This is a genomic window from Streptococcus sp. 20925_1_69 (genome assembly GCF_041432365.1).
In the GTDB taxonomy this organism is placed as follows: Bacteria; Bacillota; Bacilli; order Lactobacillales; family Streptococcaceae; genus Streptococcus.
The window spans coordinates 57,564-70,895 of sequence record NZ_JAPVZL010000008.1; the positions used below are offsets into that span (position 1 = coordinate 57,564).

The following is a 13,332-nucleotide window of genomic DNA, read 5'->3' on the forward strand; positions in this document are numbered from 1 at the left end:
CCTATATTTTTTAAAAATAGGAGAGCCGGGCTAAGCCCCGCCCTCCTAGGTAATTACTATTTATATAAATTAAGCGTTGTCGCCTTCTACAACTTCAACGATTTCTTCAATTGAATCTGCTTGAGTTTCTGAAGCTGCAAATTCTGCTTCAACCGCTGCCGCATCTTCACCTTGACGTCCTTCGATGATAGCGTCAGCCAATTTAGCTGTAATCAATTTAACAGCGCGGATAGCGTCATCGTTAGCTGGGATGATTACATCGATATCATCTGGATCAGTGTTTGTGTCAACCATCGCTACAACTGGGATTCCCAATTTCTTAGCTTCTTTAACAGCGATTTGCTCTTTATGTGGGTCAACTACGTACATCACATCTGGAATACGAGGCATATCTTCGATACCACCCAAGAATTTTTCAAGACGTGCACGTTGTTTGTTAAGAAGTGCAACTTCTTTCTTAGGAAGAACTTCGAAAGTTCCATCTTCTTCCATACGTTTGATTTCTTTCAAACGAGCGATACGTTTTTGGATTGTTCCCCAGTTTGTAAGAGTTCCACCCAACCAACGGTGGTTGATGAAGTATTGACCTGAACGTACTGCTTCTTCAGCAACTGCATCAGCCGCTTGCTTCTTAGTACCAACAAACAATACAACTGCATCGTTAGCTGCTGCATCACGCATGAAATCGTAAGCTTGGTCAGCGTATTTTACAGTTTGTTGCAAGTCGATAACGTGAATTCCGTTACGCTCAGTAAAGATGTACTTAGCCATCTTAGGGTTCCAGCGACGAGTTTGGTGACCAAAGTGTACACCAGCCTCAAGAAGTTGTTTCATTGAAATTACTGCCATGAGTATTTCTCCTTTTTGTTTTTTTCCTCTTCTTGACTTCAACTCGCAAAACGACCCAAGGGCAACTGCTTCACAATTCATCAAGAATGAGTATTATCGTTCACACGACAATTTTCATTTTACCATACTTTTCCAATATTTTCAAGCTATTTTGATATAATTTTTAATAGGGATTATCATGGTAAAACCTGAAAAGAGGGCTCTATTCGAGTCCCTCTGTAAATTAATCTGCATAAATATATGTAACAAAACCTTCAGAAGTTGTTGTTGGATTGAACCATCCACGGTGATTTCCAAGTGTGCGATTACCTGCATAATTTGATTCTGATACTTGAATACTTGTTGATGATGAAACAGCTGTAACTACTGCTACGTGTCCATATCCACCATCATTCCAACATGCAATCGCACCAACTTGAGGTGTTGAACCTGTACGGAATCCTGCAGCAGCTGCGCTTGTAGCCCACTGTGCTCCATTACCCCAATAGTCTCCAGCCCAAGGTGCTAATGTTTTAACTCCCCATGTACATTCTCCAATTGGATAACTTGAAGCGTTTGTACTGTATGTTGGACGAACTTTTGCACGGACAGGTGCTGCTGCAGATTCAGATACTGCTTGCACTTGAGCTGTTAAGTTAGTGTTTGCTGAAGCAAGTACTGATTGTTGTTGGCTAGCTTGTTTTTCTTTATAAGCTGTTTCTGCCGCTGCTGCTGCTTTTGCTGCCGCTTCTGCTTCTGCTTTTTTCTCTAGCAAACTTGCTTTTTCATCTTCTGCTGTCGCTTTTTCAGCAGCAAGATTTAATTCTGCAGCCTTCAACTCAGCTTGTTTCGTTGTTAGAGCTTGTGCATCATCAGACAATTTCTGTTGATTTGCAATTACTGTATTAATTGCGTCATTGTTTGCCACTTGCTTCTCAGAAATTGCTTTTTTATCTGCTTTTTGTTGTTCCAACATTTTGTTGTTAGCAGATACAATTTCATTCATTGCTGCAACACGTGAAATAGCTTCTGTAATTGATTTTGAGTTTACAATTGTATTAATGTAGCTAGTTGCAGCTCCATTTGTTTGAGCACTACGGGCTTGTTTTTCCAAAGAATCATTGCGAGATACAATGTTTTTAGAAAGTTCTGTAATCTCATTCTCAAGTTTTTTAGATTCTGCTTGTAATCTATCATTTTCAGCTTGCAAGTTAGATTGCTCAGCTTGAATAGCTGATACTTGTTCCTGAATTTGGTCAACTTGTTTTTGGGCTTCTTGTTGTTGTGCTGTTAAGTTACTAATTTTATTATCTTGAGCAGCAATTTTGTCATCAGTCGTTTCTGCATGCGCAGTTGTTAAAACAGCTACTTGAGAAACCATTACTGTACTTAATAAAAGTGACGCTAAGATTTTTTTCTTCATATTACGTAGATACTCCTTCTTTTAAAGACAATACTAGTATACCAAAAAAAGGCCTAATGAATATTACGCCTTTGTTACATTTTTGTTTCTTTCTTATAGATAATATTTTTCAAAAATAAACTGAAAAATAAGCATCCACACAAGATTTAAAATCATTGATGGTACTAGACTGTAAACGATAAATATCGGCAGACTATCTAGAGTTAAACCTACCGCTAATGCAAAGAGATAAGCTCCCATATCAAATAGAAAACTCATAACAATCATAGCCAAGATTCTTGTCCAACGATTCAATAAAATAACACTATTCAATTTATGAAGAAAGGCTCCCAGTAAGATAAATAAGAGAGTTGCAATCCCTATTAGATGGAAAAAGTAAACATCGTAAACCAAGCCTATCACAAAACAATAGACTAGGTAGAAATACTCTGATACTTCTATCGTCTCAAATAATAGAAATAGAAAAAGAAAATGACTAGCCAAATGTACATGGGGGAAAAATGAGCCCAGAAGCTGGCTAATATGGGCGTCAATTAGAACAAAGAAAGGAAGCAATAAAAACACTCCAACCCGCTTCAACTGTCTCATTATGAATTCCCCACTAATTCTATCACATCCACATTATGAGTATCTGCACTCAATTTAACAGTTACTTCTCGTGTCAAATAGTCTGTACTATGCGTTGTGGCAACCACTTCACCAACAGGAATATCCGCAACGTTAAAGTTTCCTAATCCACCCGTTGTCACCTTATCGCCTGTACTAATATCGCTATTGCTATTTAATTGGCTAATTTTAAGAACTTCATTTTCCTTGTCGTAGCCAACAACAATTCCATAAATTGTGGTAGTGCCGTGTTGAATTTTAACAGAAATCTTATCTGCATTTTCCGTATTTGTCAAAAGGTTGACCATAGTAGAGTTCTCCTCTACTTTTGAAACACTCCCAATCAAGCCACCATTTGCAATAGCTAACATGTTCTCAGAAGCCCCTTTTGATTTACCTACATCTAAGGTCAATTCCTGCTTCCAAGATACCGGAGAACGCATAATAACATCTGCTGCCAAAGTCTTTGTAGCTTGCAACTTGGACTTCATAACAAGCAATTGACGCAATTGTTCATTTTCTGTCTTTAAACTTTCCGCCTCATTTGATTTAACTTCTAACTGGTAAATCTGTTTCTTCAAACTTTCATTTTCATTATAAGTTCGTGTCAAATGAGCCAAATCTGATTTGACAGAATCAAACCACTGAAACGGTTTTTGCACAACCCTATCAACCAATGAGATTCCATCGCCTAATTTTGTCACAATTGTGCTTGAATAAGTCGTCGCTAAGAGAGCTGACACAAGCAGAACAGTGACAAAAACAATAATGACATATTTTGATTTTTTAAAACGGTTCATATCCCTACCTTTATATCAAAAACTGTTACAGTAACTTTTTTATCAATTCCTGAAAGCTACTAAGATTTTAAGAAAAATAAACAACAACCAAGTACGAGAACAACAAGAATGGTCAGCGTATCCTTTCGAGTCCATTTCAATTGTCTGTATTGACTTCTGCCTTTCCCCCCCTTATAACCACGCGCTTCCATAGCAATAGCCAAGGAATCCGCACGTTTTAAACTTGTCGCAAAAAGAGGAATCAAAATGGGAATCATCGCCTTTACTTTTTGAACAATGCTTCCTTCTCCAAAATCCACTCCACGTGCTTTCTGCGCATTCATAATCCGCGTCGTATCATCCATTAATGTTGGGACAAAACGTAGACTCATGGACAGCATCAATCCAATTTCATGAACTGGAACTTTCACACGCTTTAAAGGCGCTAACAAAGCTTCGACAGCTGAGGCCAAACTTAAGGGCATGGTCGTTAAGGTTAACAAAGTTGAAAAGAAAATAATCAATACAAAGCGACAAAAAATAATTCCAGCTTGTTGCAAAGCATAATCTGTGATTCTCACAAACGAAAACTCAAATAAAACATTCCCATTAGAAATGAAAAATAGTTGAAAAATAGTTGTGAAGGCAATCAAGAAAAACATAGACTTCAAGCCCTGAACAAAAAATGAAAGAGATACTCCTGACAAGGCAATAAATATCCCTGTCGCTATAAAAAGAATCAGATTCGTCAAAGGATTATTAGCCCAAAACACAATCAAAATCAGTAGCATCATAGCCAGTAATTTGCTACGTGGATCCAATCGGTGAACAATCGAATCCCCTGGGATATAACGCCCCAAAATCATACTATCCATTTAGCGACTCCTTGAATTCCTCTATCCTAATCGGTAATCGTTTAAATGACACGCCTCTATCAGCCAATCGTTTACAAAAGGCTGTAATTTTAGGTACTCCCAACTGCACTTCTTCCATAAAGACAACATCTTGAAAGACATCACTTGGTTTCCCACCTTTAACTAAACGTCCCTTTTCCATCACATAGACTTGGTTCGCATATTCAGCAACATCATCCATCAAATGCGTTACCAAAACGATGGTCATCCCTGACTGGTGGAGTTTTTTGAACAGGGTCATCAACTCTTTTCTACCCAAAGGATCCAGACCTGCTGTGGGCTCATCTAAGACTAATATGGCTGGTTCCATGGCAAGTATGCCTGCAATGGCGACACGTCTCATTTGTCCACCTGATAGCTCAAACGGACTACGATCAAAAAGTGATTCAGCAATTCCAACCAAAGCCAGTTTTTCACGCGCAATCCGCTCCGCATCTTCTTCAGAAACTCCAAAATTTTGTGGCCCAAAAGCAACGTCTTTCAAAACCGTTTCTTCAAAAATCTGATTTTCAGCAAACTGAAATACCAAGCCAACCTGTTTTCTAATTTGACGAATGTCTTTATTTTTAGAAGTTGAGGTGATTAAGGTATCAAAGACCCGCACACTCCCTTGACTTGGCACCAATAAACCATTTAAGAGTTGTAAAATAGTTGATTTACCACTACCTGTGTGCCCAATTAAAGCCGTATAAGAACCATCTTCAATCGTCAAAGAAACATCCGACAAAGCTGTTGAAGCTAAAGGAGTCCCTTCTTGATATGTAAAACTCACATTTTCTAGAGCAATTCCCATAGCTTATCCTCTAGCTCACTTTCTGTCAAATAATTTTCAGGCAAATCATAGCCATTCTGGCTTAAAGAATTTTTTAATTGATTAGCAAAAGGATCGTCTAATCCGATTTGATCTAAATCATTTCGAGAGAAAAGTTCTCTTGGACTACTAGTTGATTCAATTTCCCCTTTTTTCATGACCAATACGCGGTCACTCATGGCAACTTCTTCCAAATCATGTGTAATGGAAATGACCGTCATATCATAGTCTTTCCGAATTCCTTTTACTGTCTCAATCAGTTCTCTACGACCCTCAGGATCCAACATACTCGTTGCCTCATCTAGGATTAGAATCGCTGGTCTTAGGGCTACAACACCTGCAATAGCCACACGTTGCTTTTGGCCACCTGATAGACGTGCTGGCTCTCTCTTTTTAAAGTCCAACATGCCAACCAAATCCAGAGCTTCTTCCACTCTCTTTCTCATTTCTTGACGAGAAAGTCCCTGATTTTCCAAACCAAAGGCAACATCATCTTCAACAGTCGCTCCAACAAATTGATTATCTGGATTTTGAAAAACCATACCGATTTGACGACGTATACTCCAAACATTCCCCTCAGTCAACCGTTGGCCATCAATTGCAATCTCTCCGGATTCTGCTTCAAGTAAGCCATCAATTAATCGAACCGTCGTTGATTTACCACTACCATTATGCCCTACAATCGAAAGCCATTCCCCACGTTTCACGTGAAACGTAATATCTTTCACATCATAGTACTCCTGACTTTCCTTATAACGAAAAGAAAGATTTTTTACATCAATTATTGATTTCATTTCGAACCAAATGTCCCTTTAAATACATAGGCACTACCCTTGAAATAATCATAGCCAGAGTAGATAGTGAAAAATAAGGCTACATAAAGTAGAACTTGACCAAGCAAAGTCCAATGTAATAGCAAGAAAATAATGGCAAACATCTGACTGAAAGTTTTAATTTTTCCAGGCATTGCCGCTGCTAAAACCGTTCCACCAGTTTCAACCAATAAAAGCCTTAAACCTGTCACAGCCAACTCTCGACAGATAATAACTGCAACAATCCAAGCCGGAGCCATACCTAACTCAATCAACATAATAAAAGCCGACATAACTAGTAACTTATCCGCCATAGGATCTGCAAATTTACCAAAATTACTGACCACATTCCATTTACGAGCTAAATATCCATCTAAATAGTCGGTAATACTGGCAACAGCAAAGATAATAGCTGCCACTATATGACTCTCTATCGAATTTCCTATCGTTAAAATAAAGATAAAAATAGGTATAAAGAGAATTCGACCTATTGTTAAGAGATTGGGAATTTGTTCTTTTTTCATTCGTTTTTCCTTAATTTTTAGTAAAGGTTACAGTTATTTGTCCAGTCTGAGCTGTTAATTTCGATAAATCAACAGTCTGATTATCTACTGTCAAAGCAACACCTTTGACAACACCTAACGTAATGGTTACAGGACTTTTAGTTGCAACTGTTGCTTCTGCACTTTTCTTCTCTGGCGATAAGGTTACACCGCCCTCAAGCTCACTTTCTGAAACACTAACCCAACTTGTAACATCTGAAACTGCCAATTGCAATTTAACTGTTTCCTTACTTGTCTTATAAGCGATTTCTACATGATTTCCTTCGCCTGATACACTTATAGCTGATTCTATACTAGAAGAACTGCTAGATGAACTACTACTTGAGGAGTGGGTAACAGAGCTAGTTGAACTTATTGAACTTGTTGATTGAACCACACTGTAATTAGAAAGAGAAGCTCCCTCTGGTTGAGTTTGAATATAGTTCCAAACATAATAGGTCACAAAAATTAAAATCGATAAAGCAAAAAGGATAAAATAAAATAAAGGTAAAAAGGATGTTTTTTTCTTCTTTTTCTTACTTGAACGTCTACGACCTGTCAACTCATCTTCATCAACATCTACTTCCTCATAAGTAATCATACTCCCAGAATCATAAGCATTCAAAACAATTTGATCATCTAACTCAACAGCCCATGCATATTTTTTCAAGAAAGAACGCGTGTAAAAAGGACTTGGAAGTTGATCGAAATCGTCTGCTTCCATTGCTTCCAACATATCTAACTGGATTTCTGTCTTTTTCTGCAATTCATCTAAACTCAATCCCTGATTGATTCTAGCTAATCGTAAAACCTCACCAATTGTTTTTTTCCTCATACTTGTCATCCCTTCTTTCTAGTGTCTATTATGATAGGTTACTACGATGGGAATATTGTAAAATCAACTATATCCCCTTCATCTATTAAGTGATGCCCTGCTTCAAGGACATCCTCTAAAGTAATTTCCTGTAAAATCTTTGGTAAATCAAAAATTGTCTCACCATATTCAAAAGCATCATATTGCGTTGCAATAAATTCAAGAGAGTTCATGCTACTGAAAAATTCTCCAAACATCTCTCTTTTTATAATATCTAAATGATCCTCTGTAATATCTAAATCCTTTGTAAAATTACGAATTGCCTTCCTAAATTGATGAGATAAAGCAACTGGCTCTTTCGTATCCATTGTCAACATAACAAAATGAAAACGACTTGTTACTTCAATTTCAAGAGATAAGGAAGCATCTATTTTACCTGATTCATATAACTTTTGAAAACGATCCGAAGTCCAACCAAACATCATTGCAAACAATAATTTTAATAAAACATGATGTCGATAGCAATCCGCCTCAGCAACTTCTCGATTACCTCTAATCCCAATCGCTAGTTTAGGAGAAGATACTTCCATTCTCATACTGTCTGCTTGCTTTACAGCCTGTAAAACAAACTTTTCTCTTGCTACATCCTGAACATCTGAATCTTTCAGTTCTTTTCTTTCAAAATAGTCCTGTACTCGCTCCACATCAAAATTACCAACTAAAAACAGAGACATGTTTACAGGTTTGTAAAATCTTGTAAAATTTTCTTGCAAATTAGTTAGATTAATTTGAGAAATCGACTCCTCACTTCCAACAATATCAGTTGCTAAAGGTGTACCAGGATACAAATTCGCTAAAGTTGAAAAGAATAAACACGAATCTGGGTCATCTTGATACATTTCTCGTTCTTGCTGAATAATATCCTGCTCTCTTAAAATGGAATCTTCAGTAAAATGTGCTGATGTTACCAATTCATCAAGTAACTCTAAATTTTCTAAAAAATGATCCGTTGCTGAAAAAAGATAGTTTGTTTTTGTAAAGCTTGTAAAGGCATTACTATCTGCACCTAGACTCGTAAAAGCCGACAGCAAATCGCTAGAATCTTTTCTCTCAAACAATTTATGTTCAAGAAAATGAGCAATTCCTGCAGGATAGCTTTTTACATCTCCGTCAACTTCTGTGACAAGCGTATCTACCGAACCAAACTGTATAGTTACACTCCCGTAAACCTCTTTAAATTCTTTTTTAGGCAAAAGAGCAACTGTCAATCCATTTGATAAACGAGTTCGATAAACCATTTCTTTTACAGCTGGATAGTATTTTTCTTCAAAAACAACCTTTGTCATTCTATTCCTTCCATAAAGTAAATCGCCTGTAATTTCACATTATTAGCTGCTCTACAAATATCATCTTTGTCAACTTGCTCGAGCTTTTCAATCCAAGTTTTAAAGTCTGCTGAATATTTCCCAAGTAAAGAATTTTGATAAGCACGTTCAATCAATGAAGATTGATTATCTTGAGAAAGTAACAAAGACCGACGAATCATTTCCTTGGTCTGCTCTAGCTCAAGCTCTGTAAAATATCCTTTTTTTAAATCGATCAGTTGATTATTCATCATTTTACGAGCCTGGTTCCGATTTTCTCTATCAATGCCAGCATACATCCTCAAGAATCCACTAAACAAATCAAGCTGACTTGAAATAGTATAAGCCAATCCAGCATTTTCACGGACATTTGTAAATAATTTAGAATGAGCAAATCCACCAAGTAAACCATTCATTACAATCATGGGTAAATGTTGCTCATCACCATATTCAGAAGGACAATGATAACCTAATTCCAAAATGGATTGTCCCACATTTTTCCGAATCATACCCTCTTGCAGAATATTGGAATAAGGTTGACAATACTGAACCTTCACATCTCCTTCTCGACCTTTAAAGCCAAATGATTCTAATACATTTTGAATTTCAATCTCATTAAAATCACCTAAGAAAAAGAAATCTATTCGATCATTGGCCAAAAATTCTTGGAAACAAGAATAAGAACTTTGTGGAGTTTCAGCTAAAATACGATTTCGTAAATCACTGTATTCCAATTGGAGACGTTGATCATGAAAAAATAATTTATCTAATTCTTTATGTGCAAAATAAAAAGAATCATCCATATCAGCTGCTAAACTTGCTAGCAATTGCTTTTTCTCAATTTCAAATAAGGCTGGATCAAATCCATTATCAACTACCACGGGTGAGAAAAGAGTCTCTTTTACTAGTTCCAAAACCTGAGAAGTTAGCACATTTTTCTTACTTAAAAACTCATCACGAACATAGGTAAATGTCAAGTCTACAATATGACTTTGCCCTCTTCTAAAACAATTGGTTGACATATCTGTACCATATAGACTGGCCAAGTGTCTTCTCAAATCTTGAGAAGTGGGGTACATCTGATTAGCAGTCTCTAGCATACTCGCACTCAACATGCGACCTGCAATCGTATCGAGGGATAATGGAGCGGTAAAACGCACGGTGATTTTGTTCGTTTTAAACTTTTTTGATTGGATAAAATGTGTTGAAATTCCATTCACTAACTCCATGATTTACCTCCTTATATACAGACTTCTATTATATCACGAAAACCTGAAATTTTCTTGTTCTCTGTAACACTTTTGAAATAAAAATCGCTTACATTACTCCTTGTTTCTCTCACTATTTTTAGGAAAATATGGTATAATACCAAAGATTGAGGTGAATTATGGAATACAAATTATTTGAAGAATTTATTACCCTCCAAGCACTACTCAAAGAACTTGGAATTACACATAGCGGAGGAGCTATCAAATCATTTCTCTCTGAACATTCTGTTTACTTTAATGGGGAATTAGAGAGTCGTCGCGGTAAAAAACTTCGTATTGGCGATAAAATTGACATCCCTGACATGAATATTGACATCTTATTGACACAACCTACTTCTGAAGAACAGGATGAATACCAGGCTGATAAAGTTGAAAAAGAACGAATCGCTAAACTTGTCAAGGAGATGAATAAAGGAGTAAAAAAAGACAACTCTAAACCTACTTCATCACCCAAAAGCAAACAAGCTCCGCGATTCCCTGGTAGATAATCATGTGGTTACAACACCTATCTCTCAAAACTTTTCGTAACTACAAAGAGACGAAAATAGACTTTAATCCTAAATTAAATGTCTTTTTAGGACGCAATGCACAAGGTAAAACAAATATGTTAGAGGCTATCTATTTTTTAGCCTTGACACGTAGTCATCGAACTAGAACAGATAAAAATCTCATTCATTTTGATGAGGAACAACTTCATCTTTCAGGTCTCGTTCAGAAAAAAACTGGATCCATTCCCCTAGAAATCGAACTAACACAAAAAGGCCGTGTAACAAAAGTTAATCATTTAAAACAGGCACGACTTTCAGATTATGTCGGACACATGAATGTTGTCTTATTTGCTCCTGAAGATCTACAACTAATTAAAGGAGCACCTTCGGTTCGACGAAAATTCATTGATATGGAGCTTGGGCAAATTAAGCCAATCTATTTATCAGATTTAACCAATTATAGCCATATCCTTAAGCAAAGAAATACCTATCTAAAATCAGCTCAAAAAATAGATGAAACCTTCCTTTCAGTGTTGGATGATCAGCTAGTTGATTATGGATGTCGTGTGATGAATCACCGCTTAGATTTTATTAAAAAACTAGAGCATTTTGGCCGTAAGAAACATTTTGAACTTTCTAATCAGATTGAAGAGTTGTCAATATCCTATCAATCTTCTGTAAAGCCAACTGACACAGAAGACTTATCAGAATCTTTCAAAATTGCCTTAGAAAAAAGTAGGTCCAGAGATCTATTCAAAAAGAATACTGGTGTTGGTCCTCATCGAGATGATATTTCTTTTTATATAAATGGGATGGATGCTAGTTTCGGAAGTCAAGGTCAACATCGTAGTCTCGTCCTATCGATAAAATTAGCAGAAATCGAATTAATGGAAAGCATTACTACAGAATCTCCAATATTACTGCTTGACGATGTTATGAGCGAACTTGACAACACTAGACAACTAAAATTATTAGAAACGATTTCTTATTCAATCCAAACCTTTATCACAACAACAAGCTTAGACCATCTTCAAAATCTGCCAGAAAATCTAAGTATCTTCACTATTCAGGATGGTAAAGTTTCTGTAAATTACAATTGACAACATTGTAAAAGAACTCCTGTTTTTGCAGGAGTTCTTTTCATTTCTTTTACATAGAATAATTTGGTGCCTCATTAGTAATTTGTACATCGTGAGGGTGGCTTTCTTTCAAACCAGCACCAGACATTTCAATAAATTGAGCATTATCGTGTAGTTCTTTAAGGTTAGCTGCACCACAGTAACCCATACCAGAGCGAATACCACCAATCATTTGGAAAACAATATCAGCTGCCGCTCCTTTATAAGCAACACGACCTTCAATTCCTTCTGGAACGAGTTTATTTGCTTCATTGACAGAACCTTGGAAGTAACGATCGCTTGAACCTTTCTTCATAGCAGCAATTGATCCCATACCACGATAAGTCTTGAACTTACGTCCTTGGAAGATTTCAGTTTCGCCTGGAGCTTCATCAGTTCCAGCAAACATTGATCCAAGCATAACTGCATTTCCACCTGCAGCAAGGGCTTTTACAATATCTCCAGAATACTTGATTCCACCGTCAGCAATGATCGTTTTACCATATTCACGCGCAACAGCTGCAGCATCATAGATAGCTGTTACTTGTGGAACACCAACACCAGCAATCACACGAGTAGTACAGATAGAACCTGGTCCAATCCCAACCTTGACAACATCTACACCTGCTTCGTAAAGTGCGCGCGCTCCCTCAGCAGTAGCAATATTTCCAGCAATCAAAGTACGATCTGGGAAGTGAGCACGAATCTCAGCAATTTTACGCAAGACACCTGCAGAATGACCATGTGCCGTATCGATAACAATTGCGTCAGCTCCTGCCTCAAAAAGAGCCTCTGCACGTTCAAATGTATCTGAAGTAACACCTACTGCACCTGCAACTAGAAGACGACCAAACTCATCTTTAGCAGCATTTGGAAACTCAATAACTTTTTCAATATCTTTGATAGTAATCAAACCAGAAAGACGACCTTCTTCATCTACCAAAGGAAGCTTTTCAATACGGTGTTCTTGAAGAATATTCTCAGCTGTTGCAAGGTCTGTACCTACAGGAGCAGTCACAAGATTTTCACTGGTCATATGGTTTGAGATTGGTTGGTTATAATCTGAAATAAAACGAAGATCTCGGTTTGTCAAAATACCAACTAATTTACGATTTTCAAGTGTTTCAACAACTGGAACACCACTGATGCGGTAACGTCCCATAAGCTCATCTGCTTCAGCAATTGTATGCTCAGGAGTCAAGAAGAACGGATCAATAATAACTCCATTTTCAGAACGTTTTACCTTGCGAACCTCGTCTGCTTGTTGAGCAATTGACATGTTTTTATGGATAACTCCGAGACCACCTGCACGAGCAATAGCAATAGCCATTTGACTCTCTGTTACTGTGTCCATGGCAGCGGTAATAATTGGGATATTTAAAGTCAGATTATCTGCCAATTTAGTTGTTAAATCTGCATCGTTAGGCAACACATGACTTTCAGCTGGAATAAGCAATACATCATCAAAGGTAAAACCTTTTTTCAAAAATTTAGTGTCCCAATTAGACATTCGAAGTTTCCTCTTTTCTTTCTTTTTGAGCTTGACTCTTTTTATATTGTATCTA

The 13,332-nt window shown here is 37.1% G+C and carries 14 protein-coding genes; 2 read left to right on the forward strand and 12 right to left on the reverse strand.

Annotated elements, in window-relative coordinates; all coding sequences use genetic code 11:
• Window positions 1-69 precede the first annotated feature (69 nt).
• The 11 genes from rpsB to yfmF form a co-directional block, all read right to left on the reverse strand.
• On the reverse strand, window positions 70-849 hold the full coding sequence (rpsB, locus tag O3601_RS06690) for a 30S ribosomal protein S2 (protein ID WP_014017378.1): 780 nt from the start codon (window positions 847-849) through the stop codon (window positions 70-72).
• Between the two features lie 223 nt (window positions 850-1,072).
• Window positions 1,073-2,251, reverse strand: a complete 1,179-nt coding sequence (gene pcsB / locus O3601_RS06695) for a peptidoglycan hydrolase PcsB (RefSeq protein ID WP_261079512.1) — start codon at window positions 2,249-2,251, stop codon at window positions 1,073-1,075.
• A gap of 93 nt (window positions 2,252-2,344) precedes the next feature.
• Window positions 2,345-2,839, reverse strand: a complete 495-nt coding sequence (gene mreD / locus O3601_RS06700; RefSeq protein ID WP_371471921.1) for a rod shape-determining protein MreD — start codon at window positions 2,837-2,839, stop codon at window positions 2,345-2,347.
• A complete protein-coding gene (mreC, locus tag O3601_RS06705) occupies window positions 2,839-3,657 on the reverse strand; it encodes a rod shape-determining protein MreC (protein ID WP_371471922.1) in 819 nt (272 codons plus the stop codon). The genes mreD and mreC overlap by 1 nt, the downstream gene beginning before the upstream one ends.
• 59 nt (window positions 3,658-3,716) lie before the next feature.
• Complete coding sequence (locus tag O3601_RS06710; RefSeq protein WP_371471924.1) at window positions 3,717-4,511, reverse strand: energy-coupling factor transporter transmembrane protein EcfT; 795 nt, start codon at window positions 4,509-4,511, stop codon at window positions 3,717-3,719.
• A complete protein-coding gene (locus tag O3601_RS06715) occupies window positions 4,504-5,343 on the reverse strand; it encodes an energy-coupling factor transporter ATPase (RefSeq protein WP_371471926.1) in 840 nt (279 codons plus the stop codon). Before O3601_RS06715 ends, O3601_RS06710 begins: the two co-directional genes overlap by 8 nt.
• Entirely contained in the window at window positions 5,328-6,155 is an 828-nt protein-coding gene (locus O3601_RS06720; RefSeq protein WP_371471928.1) for an energy-coupling factor ABC transporter ATP-binding protein, read from the reverse strand. The genes O3601_RS06715 and O3601_RS06720 overlap by 16 nt, the downstream gene beginning before the upstream one ends.
• Window positions 6,152-6,697: a CDP-diacylglycerol--glycerol-3-phosphate 3-phosphatidyltransferase gene (gene pgsA, locus O3601_RS06725; RefSeq protein WP_049511275.1), complete on the reverse strand. Its 546-nt coding sequence runs from the start codon at window positions 6,695-6,697 to the stop codon at window positions 6,152-6,154. Before pgsA ends, O3601_RS06720 begins: the two co-directional genes overlap by 4 nt.
• Window positions 6,698-6,707: 10 nt before the next feature.
• A complete protein-coding gene (gene rodZ, locus O3601_RS06730; RefSeq protein WP_261064186.1) occupies window positions 6,708-7,550 on the reverse strand; it encodes a cytoskeleton protein RodZ in 843 nt (280 codons plus the stop codon).
• Window positions 7,551-7,591: 41 nt separating this feature from the next.
• Window positions 7,592-8,875, reverse strand: a complete 1,284-nt coding sequence (gene yfmH / locus O3601_RS06735; protein WP_371471930.1) for an EF-P 5-aminopentanol modification-associated protein YfmH — start codon at window positions 8,873-8,875, stop codon at window positions 7,592-7,594.
• Window positions 8,872-10,122 (reverse strand): EF-P 5-aminopentanol modification-associated protein YfmF, encoded by a 1,251-nt coding sequence (gene yfmF / locus O3601_RS06740; protein ID WP_371471932.1) that lies wholly within the window; start codon window positions 10,120-10,122, stop codon window positions 8,872-8,874. The genes yfmH and yfmF overlap by 4 nt, the downstream gene beginning before the upstream one ends.
• Before the next feature lie 158 nt (window positions 10,123-10,280).
• On the opposite strand from yfmF, the gene yaaA reads away from it, so the two are divergent.
• Together yaaA and recF are read left to right on the forward strand one after the other, a co-directional pair.
• Window positions 10,281-10,649 (forward strand): S4 domain-containing protein YaaA, encoded by a 369-nt coding sequence (yaaA, locus tag O3601_RS06745; protein ID WP_371471935.1) that lies wholly within the window; start codon window positions 10,281-10,283, stop codon window positions 10,647-10,649.
• Window positions 10,650-10,651: 2 nt separating this feature from the next.
• Entirely contained in the window at window positions 10,652-11,749 is a 1,098-nt protein-coding gene (gene recF, locus O3601_RS06750; RefSeq protein WP_371471936.1) for a DNA replication/repair protein RecF, read from the forward strand.
• A gap of 49 nt (window positions 11,750-11,798) precedes the next feature.
• Here the strand turns inward: recF and guaB are convergent, their stop codons facing one another.
• Window positions 11,799-13,277 carry an IMP dehydrogenase gene (gene guaB / locus O3601_RS06755; protein ID WP_000073412.1) on the reverse strand — a complete coding sequence of 493 codons (1,479 nt, stop codon included), beginning with the start codon at window positions 13,275-13,277 and terminating at the stop codon, window positions 11,799-11,801.
• Window positions 13,278-13,332: the final 55 nt, after the last annotated feature.